This is a genomic window from Pseudomonas citronellolis, assembly GCF_001586155.1.
GTDB classification, from domain to species: Bacteria; Pseudomonadota; Gammaproteobacteria; order Pseudomonadales; family Pseudomonadaceae; genus Pseudomonas; species Pseudomonas citronellolis.
The window spans coordinates 4430265-4449755 of record NZ_CP014158.1 but is presented as its reverse complement, the minus strand read 5'-3'; the positions used below and the strand labels follow the sequence as shown (position 1 = coordinate 4449755).

General features: G+C 69.3%; 16 protein-coding genes. 10 read left to right on the top strand and 6 right to left on the bottom strand.

Annotated features, from left to right (window positions below; translation table 11 throughout):
* Position 1 precedes the first annotated feature (1 nt).
* Entirely contained in the window at positions 2-1351 is a 1350-nt protein-coding gene (locus tag PcP3B5_RS19260; protein WP_061562153.1) for an NCS2 family permease, read from the bottom strand.
* Positions 1352-1736: 385 nt separating this feature from the next.
* On the opposite strand from PcP3B5_RS19260, the gene PcP3B5_RS19255 reads away from it, so the two are divergent.
* Positions 1737-2498 carry a GntR family transcriptional regulator gene (locus PcP3B5_RS19255; RefSeq protein ID WP_043272143.1) on the top strand — a complete coding sequence of 254 codons (762 nt, stop codon included), beginning with the start codon at positions 1737-1739 and terminating at the stop codon, positions 2496-2498.
* A gap of 413 nt (positions 2499-2911) precedes the next feature.
* Here the strand turns inward: PcP3B5_RS19255 and queD are convergent, their stop codons facing one another.
* The 3 genes from queD to norR all read right to left on the bottom strand — a co-directional run bounded on the left by queD (position 2912) and on the right by norR (position 5445).
* Complete coding sequence (gene queD / locus PcP3B5_RS19250) at positions 2912-3268, bottom strand: 6-carboxytetrahydropterin synthase QueD (protein WP_009618684.1); 357 nt, start codon at positions 3266-3268, stop codon at positions 2912-2914.
* An 86-nt stretch (positions 3269-3354) separates the two neighbouring features.
* Positions 3355-3843, bottom strand: a complete 489-nt coding sequence (locus PcP3B5_RS19245) for a carboxypeptidase-like regulatory domain-containing protein (protein WP_061562152.1) — start codon at positions 3841-3843, stop codon at positions 3355-3357.
* A gap of 54 nt (positions 3844-3897) precedes the next feature.
* A complete protein-coding gene (gene norR, locus PcP3B5_RS19240) occupies positions 3898-5445 on the bottom strand; it encodes a nitric oxide reductase transcriptional regulator NorR (protein ID WP_058490215.1) in 1548 nt (515 codons plus the stop codon).
* A 156-nt stretch (positions 5446-5601) separates the two neighbouring features.
* Here norR and hmpA point away from each other — a divergent pair, with 156 nt between their 5' ends.
* From hmpA to PcP3B5_RS19225, 3 genes are read left to right on the top strand one after another with little or no spacing between them, the layout of a single operon-like run.
* Positions 5602-6783, top strand: a complete 1182-nt coding sequence (hmpA, locus tag PcP3B5_RS19235; protein WP_061562151.1) for an NO-inducible flavohemoprotein — start codon at positions 5602-5604, stop codon at positions 6781-6783.
* Between the two features lie 55 nt (positions 6784-6838).
* Positions 6839-7096, top strand: a complete 258-nt coding sequence (locus PcP3B5_RS19230) for a hypothetical protein (RefSeq protein ID WP_009618692.1) — start codon at positions 6839-6841, stop codon at positions 7094-7096.
* The gene (locus tag PcP3B5_RS19225; protein WP_061562150.1) at positions 7083-8273 is read left to right on the top strand and encodes an NnrS family protein; all 1191 of its coding nucleotides are present in this window, start codon (positions 7083-7085) and stop codon (positions 8271-8273) included. The genes PcP3B5_RS19230 and PcP3B5_RS19225 overlap by 14 nt, the downstream gene beginning before the upstream one ends.
* A 356-nt stretch (positions 8274-8629) precedes the next feature.
* On the opposite strand, the gene PcP3B5_RS19220 is transcribed toward PcP3B5_RS19225, so the two are convergent.
* Positions 8630-9709, bottom strand: a complete 1080-nt coding sequence (locus PcP3B5_RS19220; RefSeq protein WP_061562149.1) for a hypothetical protein — start codon at positions 9707-9709, stop codon at positions 8630-8632.
* A gap of 152 nt (positions 9710-9861) precedes the next feature.
* On the opposite strand from PcP3B5_RS19220, the gene PcP3B5_RS19215 reads away from it, so the two are divergent.
* The 4 genes from PcP3B5_RS19215 to PcP3B5_RS19200 are packed head-to-tail and all read left to right on the top strand — an operon-like array spanning position 9862 to position 12471.
* The gene (locus tag PcP3B5_RS19215; protein ID WP_009618698.1) at positions 9862-10170 is read left to right on the top strand and encodes a PepSY domain-containing protein; all 309 of its coding nucleotides are present in this window, start codon (positions 9862-9864) and stop codon (positions 10168-10170) included.
* Positions 10170-10475, top strand: a complete 306-nt coding sequence (locus PcP3B5_RS19210; protein WP_009618699.1) for a PepSY domain-containing protein — start codon at positions 10170-10172, stop codon at positions 10473-10475. The genes PcP3B5_RS19215 and PcP3B5_RS19210 overlap by 1 nt, the downstream gene beginning before the upstream one ends.
* A complete protein-coding gene (locus PcP3B5_RS19205; protein WP_009618700.1) occupies positions 10475-11152 on the top strand; it encodes a response regulator transcription factor in 678 nt (225 codons plus the stop codon). The genes PcP3B5_RS19210 and PcP3B5_RS19205 overlap by 1 nt, the downstream gene beginning before the upstream one ends.
* Positions 11149-12471: a sensor histidine kinase gene (locus PcP3B5_RS19200; protein ID WP_061562148.1), complete on the top strand. Its 1323-nt coding sequence runs from the start codon at positions 11149-11151 to the stop codon at positions 12469-12471. The genes PcP3B5_RS19205 and PcP3B5_RS19200 overlap by 4 nt, the downstream gene beginning before the upstream one ends.
* A 15-nt stretch (positions 12472-12486) precedes the next feature.
* Here the strand turns inward: PcP3B5_RS19200 and pabB are convergent, their stop codons facing one another.
* On the bottom strand, positions 12487-13836 hold the full coding sequence (gene pabB, locus PcP3B5_RS19195; protein WP_061562147.1) for an aminodeoxychorismate synthase component I: 1350 nt from the start codon (positions 13834-13836) through the stop codon (positions 12487-12489).
* 174 nt (positions 13837-14010) lie between these two features.
* Between pabB and PcP3B5_RS19190 the strand changes: the two genes are divergently transcribed.
* Both PcP3B5_RS19190 and PcP3B5_RS19185 read left to right on the top strand, forming a co-directional pair.
* Positions 14011-16722, top strand: coding sequence for a winged helix-turn-helix domain-containing protein (locus PcP3B5_RS19190; RefSeq protein WP_082816359.1), 2712 nt, complete (start codon positions 14011-14013; stop codon positions 16720-16722).
* A 1-nt stretch (position 16723) separates the two neighbouring features.
* The gene (locus tag PcP3B5_RS19185) at positions 16724-19444 is read left to right on the top strand and encodes a helix-turn-helix transcriptional regulator (RefSeq protein ID WP_061562146.1); all 2721 of its coding nucleotides are present in this window, start codon (positions 16724-16726) and stop codon (positions 19442-19444) included.
* Positions 19445-19491: the final 47 nt, after the last annotated feature.

Sequence of the window (19491 nt, the reverse complement as noted above, 5' to 3'; positions counted from 1 at the left end):
ATTACAGGAAGATGAATTTGGCTACAAATATTGCACAGAGTGCATACAGACTGACGGTCACGTCCTTGTGGCGGCCGGTGAAGACCTTCATCGCCACGTAGGTCACGAAGCCCATGGCGATGCCGTCCGCCACCGAGAAGGTCAGCGGCATCATGATCACGGTGACGATGGCCGGGATGGTCTCGGTGTGCTCCTGCCAGTCGATGTGCGCCAGGCCGCCCATCATCAGCATGGCCACGTAGATCAGCGCGCCGGCGGTGGCGTAGGCGGGGATCATCCCGGCCAGCGGGGCGAAGAACATGGCGGCGACGAACAGCACGCCGACGGTCACCGCGGTCAGCCCGGTGCGGCCGCCGGCGGCCACGCCCGCGGCGCTTTCCACGTAGCTGGTCACCGGTGGCACGCCGAGCACGGCGCCGACCACGCTGGAGGTGCTGTCGGCCTTCATCGCCTTGGACAGGTTCTCGATGCGGCCGTCCTCGCGCACCAGGTGGGCGCGCTGGGCCACGCCCATCAGGGTGCCGGCGGTGTCGAACATGTGTACGAAGAGGAAGGCCAGGATCACGCTGATCATGGTCACGTTGAAGGCGCCGGCGATGTCCATGGCCAGGAAGGTCGGCGCCAGGCTCGGCGGCATCGAGAACACTCCGCCGAACTGCACCAGGCCCAGGGCGATGCCGGCCGCGGTGACGGTGAGGATGCTGATGAGGATGCCGCCGAACACCCGGCGGTATTCCAGCACGGCGATCATCAGGAAGCAGATCGCCGCCAGCAGCGGGCCGGGCTTGGTCAGGTCGCCCAGGTGCACCAGGGTGGCGGGGCTGGCGACCACGATGCCGGCGGTCTTCAGGCCGATCAGCCCGAGGAACAGCCCGACCCCCGCGCCCATGGCGAAGCGCAGGCTCGGCGGGATGCTGTTGAGCAGCCATTCGCGGATGCGCGAGAAGGTCAGCACCATGAACAGCACGCCGGAGATGAACACCGCGCCCAGGGCGATCTCCCAGCTGTAGTTCATGGTCTTGACCACGGTGTAGGTGAAGAAGGCGTTGAGGCCCATGCCCGGCGCCAGGCCCACCGGCCAGTTGGCGTACAGGCCCATCAGGAAGCAACCCAGGGCGGCGGCCAGGCAGGTGGCGACGAAGGCCGCCCCGTGGTTGACCCCGGCGTCGGCCATGATGTTGGGGTTGACGAAGATGATGTAGGCCATGGTGATGAAGGTGGTCAGGCCGGCGGCCAGTTCCGTCTTCACCGTGGTGCCGTGCTGGCTGAGCTTGAACAGGCGTTCGAGCAGGCCGGTGGCGGGTGGGCTGGAGGCGACAGCGGTTTGTTGTTCTTGTTTGGTGCTTTCCACAGCGGGTACTCCTCAACGCTCTTGTTGTTGGTCCTTGCCGTCGGCTGGTTCACCTGCGTCCCTGGCTCGGCGGAAGGCTTGAGGGCGTGTTCTTGACTTGCGAGTCAGGAAGTCACGCCGGCGATTATGAGGTTGTATACAAAAAAATCAAATAATGTTTCGTACCTACCTCCCGCCTTCTTCCAAACAATTCATCGGAAGATTCGCTCAGGCATTGCGCGGAATTTGTACAGAGGGAACGGCTGAATGCCGCATGGCAGGGGGGATGCGCCGGGTGCGCGGTGCTGGGCATTTTGTGTACACTGGTGGCCATCATTTCGTCGCGCCCGCGTACCTGGTAGCGGATTGCCCAGGCCGCCGGTCCGCCCAACAAGGTTGAGGATCCATGACCGACCCGCTGCAACAGATCAAGAAGCCGGCGCGCAACGGCAAGAGCCGTACCGGCACGCAGGACGAGATCGTCTACGCGCACATCTTCGATGCCATCCTCGAACAGCGCCTGGCGCCGGGCACCAAGCTGAGCGAGGAGGCCCTGGGCGAAATCTTCGGCGTCAGCCGCACCATCATCCGCCGCGCCCTGTCGCGCCTGGCCCACGAGCAGGTGGTGCTGCTGCGCCCCAACCGCGGTGCGGTGGTGGCCAGCCCGAGCATCGACGAGGCCCGGCAGATCCTCTTCGCCCGGCGCACCGTCGAGCGCGCCATCACCGAGCTGGCGGTGGACAACGCCAGCGCCGAGGCCCTGGCCGAGCTGCGCGAGATGGTGGTGCAGGAACAGGCCAGCTTCGCCCGCGGCGACCGCGGCGCGGGCATCCGCCTGTCCGGCGAGTTCCATCTGAAGCTGGCGGAAATGGCCAGGAACGCCCCGCTGGTCAGCTTCCAGCGCAGCCTGGTGTCGCAGACCTCGCTGATCATCGCCCAGTACGAGGCGGGCGGCCGCTCGCACTGCTCGTTCGACGAGCACAACGAAATCCTCGACGCCATCGAGAAGGGCGAGAAGGAAAAGGCCGTGACCCTGATGATGCACCACATGGCGCACATCGACGACAAGCTGAACCTGGAAGGCGACAGCGCCTCGGGCGACCTGCATGCGGTGTTCTCGCATTTGCTCGGTGGCAAGAAGAAGGGCGGGCGTACTGCGGCGCGTTGAGGTTTGCGCCAATGGAAAGCCTTGCCTGAGCGCGGGGCTTTTTCGTTTTCAGCAAAGGGTTTTGTCGCGGACGGTGTCCTGCAGGGGAGTGCCGTGTTTCCAGGCTGACTGCGATTCGCGCGCCGGGCGCGCTCCTACAAGGAACGGGAGAAACACCGTCCTACTGTTCCAGGACGCATGGGCGTAGGAGTAAGTGTCTTGCAAGCCGCGCCGGGGCGCTTTTCGTAGGATGGGTTGAGCTTGCGAAACCCATGCGGTTGCGGCGATGGGTATCGCTTCGCTCAACACCATCCTACGAAAAGCCATGCTTGCTCATGCGGAGCGGACTTTGTCCGCGATTGGATTCACCGGCCACGCCGGACGCCCCGGTGGCACGAACGGCCCCTCTCCCGCTTGCGGGAGAGGGGCGAGCCTCAATCCCCGCGATACTCACACCCACTGGTGCAAGTCTCATGCACCCGAACCCGCGACAATTCCGGCAGCAGCGGCTTGACCTGCTGCCAGATCCAGCGCGAGAGGTTCTCGCTGGTGGGGTTTTCCAGGCCGGGGATGTCGTTCAGGTAGTTGTGGTCGAGCTGTTCGTAGATCGGCTTGAAGATCTGCTTGATCTCGGAGAAGTCGCGGATCCAGCCGGTATGCGGGTCGACCTCGCCCTCGATGTACAGCGCCACGCGGAAGGAGTGGCCGTGCAAGCGGCCGCACTTGTGGCCCTCCGGGACGTGGGGCAGGCGGTGGGCGGACTCGAAAGTGAATTCCTTGAACAGTTCCAAGAGGTGGCCTTCAGATCATCAGTGGGCAATTGCAACCGCCCATTGTACCCACTTTGCCCGCCGCCCGGGCACACCCCGTCGGCGGCTCAGCGCGTCAACTCGACCTGGACTTCCTCGCCCTCGCGCAGCGTCAAGGGCGCCATGACGGCCGCGCCCACCGTGGTCGGGCCGTTGGCGCCGGTGGTTTCCCAGGTCACTTCGCAGCTCAGGTAATAGCGCCCCGCCGGCACCTGGGCGAAGCTGAAGCGGCCCTCGGCGTCGGCGCGCACCGTGCGGGTGTAGATCTTCGCCCGGGCGTCGGGCTCGCCTAGCGGCCGCCGCTCCTGGTAGGCCTTGTACAGCGGCGCCATGTAGCGCGTCGCCGGGATCAGCGCCACGTCCTTGCCGGCCGCCGGCTTCAGGGTGCCGGCGCGGGTCTTGAGGAAGGCGCGGCCGTCGATCCTGCCGTTGCCGTGGACCGCCAGCGCCTGGTACTCGGCGCTGGGGAACTCGCCGAAGTTCAGTGGCCGGCCCTGGTTGGGCGAGATGCAGCCGGCCAGAGCGAGGCCGAGCAGGGCGACGAACAGGTGGCGCATGAAGGCTTCTCCGGGGCATGGGCTATGCGTCTGCAAAGATAGCCCAGGCCCGGCTCACTTGAGGTCCAGGCGCCTGGCCAGGCGGTTCAGGTTGGCCCGGTCCACTCCCAGTTCGCGGGCCACGGCCGCCCAGTTGCCGGCGTGGCGCTGCAGGCTGGCGGCGATCAGCTGGCGCTGGAAGTCGTCCAGCGCGGTGCGCAGTTCGATGCCGGGTTTGGGCAGTTCGCGGGCGGGTGCTGTCTTGCCGGCTTCCGGCAGGTGCAGGCCCTGTTCGAGGCCGAGGTCGTCGAGCTCCAGGGTGAGGATGCGCGGGCGTTCGGGGCTTGAGGCCAGGGCCTTGAGCGAGGCGCGGCCGATCAGGTGTTCCAGTTCGCGCACGTTGCCCGGCCAGGGGTAGCCGAGCAGGGCGGCCTGGGCCTCGGCGCTCAGGCGCAGGCTGCGCAGGCCCAGGCGCGGGCGGTTCTGTTCGAGGAAGTAGCCGGCCAGCAGCAGGATGTCGTTGCCGCGCTCGCGCAGCGGCGGCACGCGCAGCGGGTAGACGCTCAGGCGGTGGTAGAGGTCGGCGCGGAAGCGCCCGGCGCGCACTTCCGCGGCCAGGTCGCGGTTGGTGGCGGCGATTAGGCGCACATCTACGCGGTGCTCGCGGTCCGAGCCCAGGCGCTGCAGTTGGCCGCTCTGTAGCACGCGCAGCAGCTTGGCCTGGATCGCCAGGGGCAGCTCGCCCACTTCGTCGAGGAACAGGGTGCCGCCGTCGGCCAGTTCGAACTTGCCGCGGCGCTCGCCCACCGCGCCGGAGAAGGCGCCGCGCACGTGGCCGAAGAGTTCGCTCTCCACCAGGGTTTCCGGCAGCGCCGCGCAGTTCAGGCTGATCATCGGCTGGGCGTGGCGCAGCGAGCGCTGGTGGATGGCCTGGGCCACCAGTTCCTTGCCCACGCCGGTCTCGCCGGTGACCAGCACGCTGAGGTCGCTGCCGGCCACCAGCTTGATTTCGTCCACCAGTTGGCGGTGCGCCGGGCTCTGCCCGACCAGTTCGCGCGGGGCCTCGCCGGCGGCGCGCTGGTAGGCGTCGGCGCGCTGCTGTTCGTGCTCGGCGCGCAGGGTGAGGTCGAGCATGCGCTGGCTGGCCTTCACCGTGGCCGCCGCCAGGCTGGCGAAGGCCTGCAGGTTGTCCAGGTCGCCGCTGGAGAAGCGCCCGGGCTCGAGGGCGTCGAGGGTCAGCAGGCCCCAGGGCTGCTCGTCGAGGTACAGCGGGCAGCCCATGCAGTCGTGCACTTCCAGGTGCACGCCTTCCACCAGGCCGTCGTAGGGGTCGGGCAGGCCGCAGTTGGCGTCGAACAGGGTAGGGCCGGGGCGTTCCAGCAGGGCCTGCAGGCGCGGGTGTTCGGCGATCTTGAAGCGGCGGCCGAGGGTGTCCGGGCTCAGCCCGTCCACTGCCAGGGGCACCAGCTGCTCGCCTTCCAGGCGCAGCAGGGCGCTGGCGTCGCAGGGCAGCAGTTCGCGCAGGGCTTCCAGCAGGCGCCGGTAGCGTTCTTCGTCGGGCAGTTCGCGGGACAGGTCGTCGACCAGGGGGAGCAGGGTGGCAAGCAAGGGGTTGCTGGTCATTCTGACCTCTATGTAGTCCGTATGACTCGAATGATTGCTGGTCATTATGACTTCTGATGCCGCGGAAGTCCCGCGAATACTGGGCGCCGGCCTTGGCACGTTTTCTGAAGGATTACAGGCAGTTCCCACCCTGTCTTGCGTTCCAAGGAGATCCGCATGCTGTCCAACGAACAACGCACCCTGATCAAGGCGACCGTCCCGCTGCTGGAAACCGGTGGCGAAGCCCTGACCCGGCACTTCTACCAGCTGATGCTGACCGAGTATCCGCAGGTGCGTCCGCTCTTCAACCAGGCCCACCAGGCCTCCGGCGACCAGCAACGGGCCCTGGCCAACGGTGTGCTGATGTACGCCCGCCACATCGACGAGCTGGAGCGCCTCGGCCCGCTGGTGGGGCAGATCGTCAACAAGCACGTGTCGCTGCAGATTCTGCCGGAACATTATCCCATCGTCGGCGCCTGCCTGCTGCGCGCCATCCGCGAAGTGCTGGGCGAGGAGATCGCTACCGACGAGGTGATCGCCGCCTGGGCCGCCGCCTACCAGCAACTGGCCGACATCCTGATCGGCGCCGAGGAGTCGGTATACGCCCGCAATGCCGCCGAAGAGGGTGGCTGGCGCGGTGCGCGGCGCTTCCGCGTGGCGCGCAAGGTGGCCGAGAGCGAGGAAATCACCTCCTTCTACCTGCAACCGGTGGACGGCGGCGCGCTGCTGGACTTCGAGCCGGGCCAGTACATCGGCCTGCGCCTGGACCTGGATGGCGAGGAAGTACGCCGCAACTATTCGCTGTCGGCCCCGGCCAACGGCCGCGAGTACCGCATCAGCGTCAAGCGCGAGCCCGAGGGCAGGGTTTCCAACTACCTGCACGACCAGCTCCACGAAGGCGACGAGATCGACCTGTTCCCGCCGGCCGGGGACTTCGTCCTGGGCGACAGCGACAAGCCGCTGGCGCTGATCACCGCGGGCGTCGGCATCACCCCGTCGCTGGCCATGCTGCAGCAGGCGCTGGACGCCGGCCGCGTGGTGCACTTCATCCACTGCGCGCGCCACGGCGGCGTGCACGCCTTCCGCGAGTTCATCGAGAACCAGGCGCGCAAGCACCCGACGCTGCTGCACTTCTTCTGCTACAGCGAGCCGCGCGAGCAGGACCAGGCCGATGCCGAGGGCTTCATCAGCCAGCAGCTGCTGAGCAACTGGCTGCCGGAGCAGCGCGACCTGGACGCCTACTTCCTCGGGCCCAAGCCGTTCATGGCCCAGGTGAAGCGCCTCCTGCGCGAGCTGGGCGTGCCGGAAAAGCAGTGCCACTACGAGTTCTTCGGCCCCGCCAGCGCGCTGGAGGCCTGAGGCTAGACCGGCCGGCCCATGCGGGCCGGCCACCCCGAACTACCGGAGGTGTGTGATGAAAGGCTTCTTCGCCTGTCCGCAACGCAATCTCAGCCACTCCAACGCCCTGCTCAGCGCGGGGGCCGCTATGCTGCTGGGAGGCATCTTCGGCGCCTATTTCATCGACGCCTTTCTCAACCTGCCGCAACTGGTGGCCGCCCACGCCCTGACCGTCCTCGGGCCGACCGCCATCAAGCTGGGCTACGTGCTGCGCCTGATCGCCCAGCGGCAGATGCGCCAACCAGGCTGGGAGGTCTGTTGTGCTGTTGGTTGATCGCAAGGTTCTATTGGCGATTCCGCCGCTGTGGCGGCTGGGTTTCCGTCCTTTCTTCCTCGGCGGGGCGCTGTTCGCGGCGCTCGCCATATTCCTCTGGCTCGCCGCACTGGCCGGCTGGCTGCCCGCGTGGCAGCCGCTGGGCGGCTGGCTGGGCTGGCACCGCCACGAGATGGTGTTCGGCTTCGCCCTGGCGATCATCGCCGGCTTCCTGCTCACCGCGGTGCAGACCTGGACCGGCCGCCCGGGCCTTAGTGGCGCTCCGTTGCGCAACCTGGCCCTGCTCTGGCTGGCGGCACGGCTGGCCTGGCTGCTGGGCGCGCCCTGGTGGCTGGCCACGGTGCTGGAGCTGGCCTTCCCGCCGGCCCTGGCCTGGTTCGTCGGCCGCAGCCTCTACCAGGTGCGGCAGACGCGCAATTACCCGGTGCTGATGGTGCTGGTCCTGCTGACCCTGGCCGACGCCCTGGTCATGGCCGGACAGGCGCTGGGCAACGAGGCCTGGCAGCGTGGCGGCGTTCTGGCTGCGCTGTGGCTGGTGGTGGCGCTGATGAGCCTGATCGGCGGGCGGGTGATTCCCTTCTTCACCCAGCGCGGCCTGGGACGTACCGCCCAGGTGCCGGCCTGGCCGTGGCTGGACTGGGTGCTGCTGCTGGGTGGCGCGCTGCTCGCGGTGCTCAGCGCCACCGGCCCGGCGTTGCAACCGGGGCCTGTGCTGGCGCTGCTCTTCGGCCTGCTCGGCCTGGGCCACCTGGTGCGCCTGGTGCGCTGGTACGACCGCGACCTGTGGAGCGTGCCGCTGCTGTGGTCGCTGCACCTGGCCTATGCCTGGATGACCCTGGCGCTGTTCGGCCTGGCGGCTTCCGCGGCCGGCGTGGCGCTGCCCTTCAGCCTGCCGCTGCACGCGCTGACCGTGGGCGGTGTCGGCGGGCTGATCCTGGCGATGATCGCCCGCGTCAGCCTCGGCCACACCGGCCGCGCGCTGCAGCCGCCGAAGGCGATGGCCTGGGGCTTCGGCCTGCTCAACCTGGGCGTGCTGGCGCGGGTGCTGGTGGTGTGGTGGCTGCCGCTGGGTGGCTTGCTGCTGGCGGCGCTGTGCTGGTCGCTGGCGTTCCTGATCTTCGCCGGGTACTACGGGCCGATGCTGTGGAAGGCCCGGATCGACGGGCAGCCGGGGTAGGGGATTCATCTGTGGGGCGTGGTGTGCGGGCTCGGCCCATCGCGGACGGAGTCCGCTCCTAGGTATGTGCTTCCCTGTTGAGCCTGGCGCGGCTTTGACGGCGGCTCCGTGCTCGGCAACGAGCGGGATTATGCCAAGGCCAAACGGCGGATAACGCCGTAGGCGTTATGCGCCCTACGCCAAGCCCAGCATGGACGTAGGGCGAATAACCGTTCGCGGTTATCCGCCGCTTCACCTTTCTTGCCGGCAACTCCGTGGTTGAACCTGGCGCGGCTTCGACGGCGGCTCCGTGCCCGGCAGCGAGCGGGATTATGGCCAAGGTCAAGCGGCGGATAACGCCGTAGGCGTTATGCGCCCTACAGCGGCACCAACCTTTCTCCCAGGCGCCCGCCGTCGACCAGTTCGAGGAACTCGTCGCCCATCCGCCGGCTTTCGTCCATCGCCTTGTTCCAGTAGCGCTCGCGGCCGGCGTCGTCGCCCAGGTAGCGCCTGAAGTCCTTGCGGTCCGGCAGCTTGTTGTGCGGCAGGCGTGCCAGGTACTCGGGGGAGGGGGCGAGCAGCAGCACGTCCTGCAGGCGGGTGGCGTCGCCGCGGCGCCAGGGCAGGCCCTTGTCGAACCAGCCGGGGATGACCTTGTCGGTGAAGTGCGGGTAGAGCACCACGCCGTCGGTTTCGTAGGGCAGGTCCAGGTGGTAGTCGAGCAGCCCGCCGTCGCGGTAGGTGCCCGGGCCGGCGCCGGGGATGTCGCGCACGCCCTGCATGACCATGGGGATGGAGCCGGAAGCGAGCAGCGCGTGGCGCAGGTTGCCGACGTCCAGCGGCAGGCAGCGCGAGGGGAAGTCCCGCAGCGGCGCCAGCGGCGGGGTCAGGCGCGCGTCGTGGAGGATCACCCGTTCGAAGTGGCGGTGCAGGTGGCGGCGGCCGAGCAGGTTGTCGCGGATCACCGCGCCCAGGCCCAGGCCGAGCGTGCGCTTGCCGTCGTCGGCCAGGCGCCCGTGGCTCTTCACCACCACCACGTTGAGGCGGTAGTGCGGGTTGGCCAGCACGCTGGCGTCCTGCCCGGCGAGCAGGTCGTCGAGCATCCGCGTGCAACTGGCCGAGACCTCGGCTATGTCCGCATTGCGCGAGAAGCGCTGCTGCGTGTACAGCTCGCCCAGGCGGCGGATGCCGGCGGCGGCGTCCGCCAGGCAGGCGCTGGCGAAGCGCCAGGAGCCGATCGAGGCGCCGATCAGCGAGCGCTCGCGCGGCGCGCGCGGCAGCCATTCGCCGAACAGCGCCAGGTCCAGCCCCTGGATGCCCAGCGCCTTCGGCCCGCCGGCGGCGCCGGGCAGGATGCCGACGTCGGCGGGGCTCAGGCCGCGCTCGCGGATGCGCCGCAGGGCGCGGGCGCCGGCCTTGAGGGTGAGGGCGGGGGACTTGATGTGGATGGCGGTCATGGGGGCACTCTCTGGCGAGCCGCCGATTATAAGCGCTGTATTTTCCTAGGCAGCATCCTTCATCCGGTGAATGATCCGTCCTGCATCCATTCAGCTTGAGTTAATGGCCTTTCGATAGCCTGCGAGCATTGGCAATTCGCAGGAGCCTTCCCATGCAAACCCTCACCCGTCTGATCGCCGCCACCGCTCTTTTCGGTGCCTCCAGCCTGGCGCTGGCCCACGACATCGGCCCCGACGAGGCCCTGCGCCTGCGTGACGCCGGCACCATCCAGGACTTCCAGCGCCTGAACCAGGCCGCGCTGGCCAAGCACGCCGGCGGAACCGTGTACGATAGCGAGCTCGAACTGGAACACGGCCGCTACCTGTACAAGGTCGACATCAAGGACGCCCAGGGGGTGAAGTGGGATGTCGAGCTGGACGCGGTGAGCGGTGAAGTGCTCAAGGACCGCCAGGACCACTGATGACCTATCCTCTGCGTTACGCGCTGCTCGTCGCGGTCTGCCTGGCCGGGGCGGCGTCGGCCCACGACATCAGCCAGGACGAGGCCCTGCGCTTGACCCGCGAAGGGGTGATCCGCCCCTTCGAGTCGATACTGCCGGCCGCGCTGCAGCGCTACCCCGGCTCGCGCCTGCTCGAGGCGGAGCTGGAGAAGGAGCACGACGCCTACATCTACGAGATAGAGCTGCTCACCGCTGGCGGCGTGGTCCGCGAACTGGAACTGGATGCCCGTGACGGGCGCATCCTCAAGGATAAGGAAGACGACTGATGCGTCTGCTGCTGGTGGAGGACCACGTCCCCCTCGCCGACGAACTGCTGGCCGGGCTGAGCCGCCAGGGCTACGCCGTGGACTGGCTGGCCGACGGCCGCGACGCCGCGGTGCAGGGGGCCAGCGAGCCCTACGACCTGATCATCCTCGACCTCGGCCTGCCGGGCCGCCCCGGCCTGGACGTGCTGCGCGAATGGCGTGGCCTGGGCCTGGCCACCCCGGTGCTGATCCTCACCGCGCGCGGCTCCTGGGCCGAGCGCATCGACGGGCTGAAGGCCGGCGCCGACGACTACCTGACCAAGCCCTTCCACCCCGAAGAACTCTTCCTGCGCATCCAGGCCCTGCTGCGCCGCGCCCACGGCGTGGCCAACCAGGCCCAGCTGGAGGCCGGCGGCCTGCGCCTGGACGAGGCGCGCCAGTGCGTGCAGCAGGATGGCCGCGAGGTCGACCTGACCTCCGCCGAGTTCCGCCTGCTGCGCTACTTCATGCTCCACCCGGGCCAGCTGCTGTCCAAGTCGCACCTGGCCGAGCACCTCTACGACGGCGAGACCGAGCGCGACTCCAACGTCATCGAGGTGCACATCAACCACCTGCGCCGCAAGCTCGGCCGCGAGATCATCGAGACCCGCCGCGGCCAGGGCTACCGCTTCGCCGGCAGCAGCGGGGGCGCGGCTTGATCTCGATCCAGCGGCGCCTGGGCTTCGGCCTCGCCGCGGTGCTGCTGGTGGTCGGCCTGGCGCTGGCCCAGGCCGGGCTCTGGCTGTTCGACCAGGGCCTGCGCCGCTACCTGGCCAGCGGCCTGCAGGACGAGGCGGAAAGCCTGCTGGTGGCGATCATCCGCGGCCCGGCCGGCCTGCAGCTGGACCCGCAGCGTATTGACGGCGCCTACGAGCGGCTGTTCTCCGGGCGCTACTTCCAGATCCACTTCGAACAGACCGACTGGCGCTCGCGCTCGCTGTGGGACCATGAGCTGAAGGTGCCGGAGCGCACGGGGCTGCGCGAAGGCCTGGCCAAGGGGCCGGAAGGCCAGCGCCTGCTGGTCTTCCGCGGCGACTACAAGCGTTACGGGCGCAGCCTGCGGATCAGCGTGGCGCAGGACTACACGCCGATCCTCAAGAGCTTCAACCGCCTGCGCAACATTGGCCTGGGCGCCGGGGCGCTGGCGCTGCTGCTGATCCTGTTCTTCCAGCGCCTGACGGTGCGCCGCGCGCTGCGCCCGCTCGAACAGGTGCGCCAGCAGATCGCCCAGCTGCAGGACGGCCAGCGCAGCCAACTGGACACCCGGGTGCCGCAGGAACTGGAGCCGCTGGTGGAGCAGGTCAACCACCTGCTGCAGCACACCGAGGAAACCCTGCGCCGCTCGCGCAACGCCCTGGGCAACCTCGGCCATGCGCTGAAGACGCCGCTGGCGGTGCTGATCAGCCTGGCCGAGCGCGAGGAACTGCGGCAGCACCCCGAGCTGAAGCGGGTGCTGCAGGAGCAGCTGGAGCAGATCGACCAGCGCCTGGCCCGCGAACTGGGCCGCGCGCGCCTGGTGGGCGAGGCGCTGCCCGGCGCGCATTTCGACTGCGACGCCGAGCTGCCCAGCCTGCGCGAGATGCTCCAGCTGATCCACGGCGAGCACCTGCGCATCACCTGCGAGGCGGCGCCCGGCCTGCGCCTGCCGTTCGACCGCGAGGACCTGCTGGAACTGCTCGGCAACCTGCTGGACAACGCCTGCAAGTGGGCGGCCGGTGAGGTGCGCCTGCAGGTGGAGAAGCGCGAGGACGGCTACCGCCTGCTGGTGGACGACGACGGCCCGGGCATCGCCGAGGAACTGCGCGACAGCGTGCTCGAGCGCGGCACCCGCCTGGACGAGCAGGTGGCCGGCCACGGCCTGGGCCTGGGCATCGCCCGCGACATCGCCGCGGCCTGCGGCGGCAGCCTGGCGCTGGAAGGCAGCGAACTGGGCGGCCTGCGGGTGCGGGTGGCCCTGCCGAGGCGGGCTGCGGCATAGCGCTCTGCGCGGCGCTCAGTCGCCGAGGCGTTCCAGGGTGCGCAGCAGCACGTCCACCTTGGTCAGCGACTCCGCGTATTCCGCCTCCCAGTCCGAATCGGCGACTATCCCGCCGCCGCCCCAGCAACTGGCCTGGCCGTCCTTCACCAGCAGGGTGCGGATGGTGATGGAGCTGTCCAGCTCGCCGCGCACGTCCAGGTAGAACAGGCTGCCGCAATAGATGCCGCGGCGGCTCGGCTCCAGCTCGTCGATGATCTGCATGGCGCGGACCTTGGGCGCGCCGGTGATGGAGCCGCCGGGGAAGCTGCCCAGCAGCAGGTCGAGGGCGTCCTTGTCGGCGGCCAGCTCGCCGGTCACGCTGCTGACCAGATGGTGCACGTTGGGGTAGCTTTCCAGCGCGAACAGTTCCGGCACCCGCACCGTGCCGGGCGTGCAGCTGCGCCCCAGGTCGTTGCGCAGCAGGTCGACGATCATCAGGTTCTCGGCGCGGTCCTTGGGGCTGGCCAGCAGTTCCTCGGCATTGGCCGCGTCCTCCGCGGGCGTGCGGCCGCGCGGGCGGGTGCCCTTGATCGGGCGCGTCTCCACCTGGCGCCGGTGCATGCGGATGAAGCGCTCGGGCGACAGGCTGAGGATGGCGCCGTCGCCCAGGCCCAGGTAGCCGGCGAAGGGCGTCGGGCAGGCCTCGCGCAGGGCCAGGTAGGCCTGCCAGGGCGAGCCGCTGCAGGGCGCGCGGAAGCGCTGGGTGTAGTTCACCTGGTAGCAGTCGCCGGCGAGGATGTAGCCTTGCACCCGCTCCAGGGCCTGGCGGTACTGCTCGCGGCTCAGGTCCGGCCGGAAGCCGGCATGCAGGCGGAAGGGCGGCAGCGCCGGCGCCGCCGCGTCGGCCTCGAACAGCGCCAGCAGGCGCTGGCGCTCGGCGGCTTCCAGGCGCGGGTGGAACACCAGTTGGCTGGTGCCACACTGGTGGTCGGTGACCAGCGCCCAGGCGTACAGGCCGACCCGCGCATCGGGCAGGCCGAGGTCGTCGCGGCTGTGCTGCGGCAGGCGTTCGATGCGCCGTCCCAGGTCGTAGCTCAGATAGCCGATCATTCCGCCGACGAATGGCAGGTCCGGAATTTCCCCCGCGTCGGCCTGTCCGAGGCTCTGCAGCGCCGTGCGCAGGCGGGCGAAGAACGCCTTGGCCGATTCGTCGGCACTTGGCGCCAGTTCTGCCAATGGCCAGGCGCTCATAAGGTCATAGCGTCCACGGTCGGCGCCAGGCCTGCCGGCGTCCAGCAGCACGGCGCCGGGCGCCTGGGCGATGCGGGCGAAGCGCGCCGTCGGATCCTCCCGGTAGGGGAGCGGGTGTACACAATAGCGGGACATAGGTAGGAACAGGAACCCTGGGCTAGGCTGAGAGCCATTCCTGCGCAGGCCCGAAGAGTCGATGCTAGAGCCCTTCTCTTCGGTTTACGCAAGGTAAGCATTCTGATAAGAATTGGATTATCCCGCGGAAGCCATGCTCCGTACCACAACGATAATGAAACAGGGATAGAGGCCGTGGACGTAGTGCTAAAAACCGCAGCCGGCAGCCTTCTGCGTACCAGATCGACACCTCCCGGGGTGCCTGCCGAATACCAGTACCGCCCCCAGCTCCAGGCTGCCCTGGAGCGTTCGGCCCATCATCGCGTCCTGCTCTTCAGCGCCCCCGCCGGCTTCGGCAAGAGCGCCGCGCTGGCCATGCTCGCCGAGCGCCGCGAAGCGCAGGGGCAGAAGGTGGTGTGGCTTTCCCTGGAGGGCTCCGACGACGACCCGGGGCGCTTCTGCAGCAAGCTCACCGAGGCCCTGGCCGCCAGCCTGCCGGACGTCGGCCGGGACGCCGCCGCCTACCTGCATAACACCCTGCGGGTGCCGGCCGTGGCGGTCATGGAGAGCCTGCTTTCCGACCTGCTGCGCGTCGACGTGCCGCTGCTGCTGGTGCTCGACGACCTGGACCGGATCACCCAGCCGGACATCTTCGCCGGCCTCAACCGCCTGGTGCAGTACGCCCCGCCGGGCCTGACCCTGGCCATCGGCAGCCGCTCGCAGCCGCCGCTGAACCTCGCCACCTGGCGGGCCAAGGGCCTGCTGCTGGAAGTCGGGGTGGAAGAGCTGCGCCTGTCCCAGGAGCAGACCCGCGAATACCTGAGCGGCGAGGGCGTGGAACTCGACGAGGCCTGCCTGAAGGCCGTGTACGCCCGCACCGAGGGCTGGGTGATGGGCGTGCAACTGTTCGGCCTGTGGCTGCGCCAGCCGCCCGCCGGCGCCCAGCGCGACCTGGCCGAGCTGGGCGGCGGCCCCGCCGAGGTCGGCGACTACCTGCTGCGCAGCGTCTTCGAGCGCCTGCCCCGGGACATCCGCGACAGCCTGCTGACGCTCAGCGTGGCGAGCCGCTTCAACGGCGAGCTGGCCAACGCCCTGACCGGCCGCCAGGACGGCCAGGCCCTGCTGGAGCGCCTGGACAGCCTGCAACTGTTCCTCATGCCGCTGGACCGCGAGCGCCACTGGTACCGCTTCCACCAGCTGTTCGCCGACTTCCTCCGCGCGCACCTGCGCGAACGCGAGCCGGAACGCTTCAAGCAACTGCACTTCAACGCCAGCCTGTGGTTCACCAACCACCACATGCCGACCCTGGCCATCGAGCACGCCTGCCTGGCCGAGGACCCGGAGATGCTCGCCGCCCTGGTCGACGGCTATGGCCTGGAGCTGATCAACCGCGGCCAGCTGTACCTGATCTCGCGCTGGCGCCGGCAGGTGCCCGACGAGATCGCCGCGCGCTACCCGATCCTGGTGCTCAGCGACGTCTGGACCCGCGCCAGCGAACTGAGCCTGCCCGAGGCCAACCGCATGCTCGACGAGCTGCTGGCGCGCTGGAGCGACGGCAAGCCGCAGACGCCGATGGGCGACCAGTACCTCTCGGCGCTGGCGGTCAAGGCCGTGCTGGCGCTGCAGAAGGACGACCTGGAGCAGTGCATCGCCCTGGCCCGCCGGGTGGAGAGCCAGCTGGGGCAGAACTCGGCCTTCCTCGAATGCGCCATCCTGCTGGTCGCCGCCTTCGCCCAGGTGATGCACGGCCAGCCGGAGCAGGCGCGCCGCCTGATGGGCCTGGCGCAGCAGCGCAACCATTTCCTCGACGGCCGCTACCTGCACATGCAGCTGTCCACCATCGAGGTGATGCTGGCCCTGGAGCAGGGCCAGGTGAAGCAGGCGCAACTGCTGGTGGAACGCGTCAAGCAGCAGGCCGTGCCGCTGTTCGACCGGCGTTCCCAGGCGCTGGCCCTGCCGGCCATCACCGAGGGCCTGACCGCCTACTACCGCATGGACGTCGACGGCCTGGAAGAGCGCCTGCGCTGGGCGCTGGGGCGCGTCGACGTGATCAACCCCATCGACCTCTACGCCCAGGGCATGCAGTGCCTGGCGCGGGTGCAGCGCCTGCAGGGGCGCGGCAAGGAAGCCCTGGCGACTCTCGGGCTGATGCAGAGCCTGGCCTCGCGCAACCATTCCTGGCGCATCTTCGCCATGGCCGTGGGCGAGGAGATCAACCTGATCCTCCAGGAGCCGGCGGCCGACCGCTGCAAGCGCGCCGAGCAGCGCCTCAACGGCATCGACTGGCAGAAGCTCGCCGCCTCCTACCGCCAGGGCCCGTTCAACCCGGTGCTCTGGGTGCGCGGCCTGAGCCGCGTGCGCCTGTTGCAGGCGCGCGGCCATTTCAGCGAGGCGCTGCACGAGATCACCCAGCTGCGCGGCCTGCTGCAAGCCAACTGGCACGGCCTGCAGCGCCTGCGCCTGGACCTGCTGGCGGCGCTCAGCTACCAGCGCCTGGGCTACCAGGAGCGCGCCAACAGCCTGCTCGGGCAATGCCTGGTGGGCGCCGAGCGCGAAGGCGTGCGCAGCCTGTTCATCGAGGAAGGCGAGGGCATCCGCCAGATGCTCCAGCAACTGGAGGCCACCGAGCGCCAGCCGGCGCTGCAGGTGTTCATCCGCAGCCTGCTGGGGCTGTGGCCCGGCCAGGAAACGCGCAAGGCACAGGACGTGCTCGAGGAAGGGCTGACCGACCGCGAGCGGGAAGTGGTGTGCCTGGCGGCCCAGGGGCTCTCCAACGAGGAGATCGGCCAGCAGCTGTCGCTGGCCCTGGGCACCGTCAAATGGCACCTGCACAACATCTACGAGAAGCTCAAGGTGCGCAATCGGACCCAAGCGATTCGCCGTGCCCGCGAGCTGAGCCTGCTCTGACATGACCACACTCAACTCCCAGCAGCCGCCCCTGCCGCTGCTGCGCACCAAGCTGTTCCCGCCGCGCACCGACGGCGCCCTGCTGTTGCCGCGGCGCGCGCTCATCGACCGCCTGTTCGCGGCGCGCCAGCAGCGCGCGCTGATCCTCAGCGCGCCGGCCGGCTTCGGCAAGAGCACCGTGCTCAGCCTGTTCCGCGAGCGCCTGCTGGCCAGCGGCGCGCTGGTGGCCTGGCTGTCCTGCGACGAGGGCGACAGCGAGCCGCAGCGCCTGCTGCAGTACCTGGTGGAGAGCATCCGCAGCGTCGTCCCCGGCTTCGGCGCCAATACCTCGAACCTGCTGCAGTCGGACATGACACTGCCGCTGGAAGGGCTGCTGGATGCCTTCCTCGCCGACCTCAAGCGCATCGACGGGGCGCTCTACCTGTTCCTCGACGACTTCCACCAGATCCGCCACCCGGCCCTGCAACCGGGGGCGCGCTACCTGATCGAGCACCTGCCGGACAACGTGCGCCTGGTCACCAGCACCCGCTACCGCCCGCGCTTCCTGGTGGACGAGCCGGCGCTGGCGCCCTGGGCCTTCTGCCTCAACGGTGCCGACCTGCGCCTGACCCGCGAGGAGGCCGACACCTACCTGCTGGAGCTCAAGGGCCTGCAGCTGGACGACGCCGAGCTGGGCCTGTTGTACAAGCGCACCGAGGGCTGGATCACCGCGCTGCACCTGGCCGCCCTGGCGCTGGCCCGGCACAGCGACCGCGAGGGCTTCCTGCGCGGGCTGTCGGGCACCGAGCGGGACATCGCCGACTACCTCGCCGAGGATGTGCTGGCCAGCCTGCCGCCGGCGCTGCAGCAGTTCCTCGACCAGACCTCGGTGCTCGACGAGTTCTGCGCCGAGCTGTGCAACGCCCTGACCGGGCGCCGCGACGGCCTGGACATGCTCATGCGCCTGCAGAACGAGCAGCTGTTCATCATCCCCCTGGACGATACGCGCGAGTGGTTCCGCTACCACCACCTGTTCGCCGATTTCCTCCAGGGCCGCCTGGCCCGCAGCGCCGACCCCACGCCGCTGCTCAACGCCGCCGCGCGCTGGTGCGAAAGCCGCGACATGGCCGACCGCGCCGTGCGCTACGCCCTGCGCGCCCGCGACTACGCCTTCGCCGCCGACCTGCTGGAGCGCCAGGGCGCGCGGCTGATCGCCGGCAACCGGGTGTACAGCATCCTCGGCATGCTCGGCGGCATTCCCGCCGAGGTGATCCGCGAGCATCCGGTGTTCCAGATCTTCTACGCCTGGCAGTTGGCCTTCGAACAGAAGTTCGCCGAGGCCGAGGCGCTCATCGAGGAACTCAGCGCCCGCCTGCTGATGGGCCAGGGCAAGGCGCGCAATTTCGGCCTGGCTGAGCTGCTGGCCGTGGCCCAGGTGCTCAAGGCCCTGGTGCTGCTGTACCAGGACAAGCTGGAGGCCAGCCTCAAGGTGTCGCGCCAGTGGCTGGCGCTGGTGCCGGCCAACCAGCCGGTGTTCCGCGCCAGCCTGGCCTGCATCCTGGCCGCCGCCCATGCGCTGCTGGGCGACTACGCCGAGGCCGCCGGCGCCATCGGCGTGGCCCGCGAGTGCCTGCGCATGGCCGACAGCGAGTACCTGCAGGTGGTGGCGAGCATGATCGAGGCGCTGATCTGCAAGGAGAGCGGCGAGCTGGAGCGCGGCCGGACCATCGCCGAGGGCGCGCGTAGCCGCGTCGAGCGCGTGTTCGGCCGGCGCAGCCGGGTGGGCGGGCCGTTGGCCCTGGCCTACGCCGACATCCTCTACGAGCAGGACCGCCATGCGGCCATCCTCGCCGAACTGCCGCTGGCCACCACCTGGCGCGACGTGGCCACGCCCATGGAGCTGATCAGCCGCGGCCAGTTGGTGATGGCCAAGGCGCGCTTCTTCGCCGGCGAGGCCGAACAGGGCCTGGCCCAGCTCGACGAATGGCTGGCCGGCCTGCAGTCGCCGGGCTACGAGCGCGTCTACGCGCTGGCCATGGGCTGCAAGGTGCAGCTGCTGCTGTGGCTGCGCCGGCCGAACGAGGCCGAGCGCGTCTGCCTGCAACTGGCCCGGCACCTGTCGGGGCTGTCCGCCGAGCGCTATGCCGATGCCCAGGCCGCGCTGGCCCTGGCCGAGGCGCGGGTGGCGCTGTCCGAGCGGCGCGCCGAGCGCGCCCAGCAGCGTCTGGAATCGGTGTTGGCGGCGAACGCCTCGCCCTATCAGCGCGACCGGCGGTTGCGTCTGGCCTTGTTACTTTCTGTGGCGTATTGGCAGAAAGGTAACAGCGAAAAGGCCTTTGCCCTGTTCGCGCCCACCCTCGAGGAAGCCTGGAGCCAGGGCTACCGCCGGCTGTTCCAGGACGACGCCATCTGGCTGCTGCCGTTCTGGGACGCCTGGCGCGAGGCCGAGCCCAAGCGCGCCGCGGCCTGGCAGGGGGTGGCGGAACTGCTCCGCGAACAGTGCCGCAGGCTGTCCGTCGACCCAGCAGGTTTCGAGGAAAATCAAGATGTTAGCCACCGCGAGCGGGAAATCCTGCGGCTGGTGGCGGCCGGGCTTTCGAACCGCGACATCGCCCAGGCGGTGCATCTGTCGGAGGCCACCATCAAGTGGCACCTGCACAACCTGTTCGCCAAGCTGGGGGTGCGCAGCCGCACCCAGGCGGTACTCAAGGGCAAGAGCCTGGGGTTGCTCAGCGAAGCCTGAGGCGAACGACGTTTCCGGCTCCATCCCTTGGATGGGCTGGCAGGTGG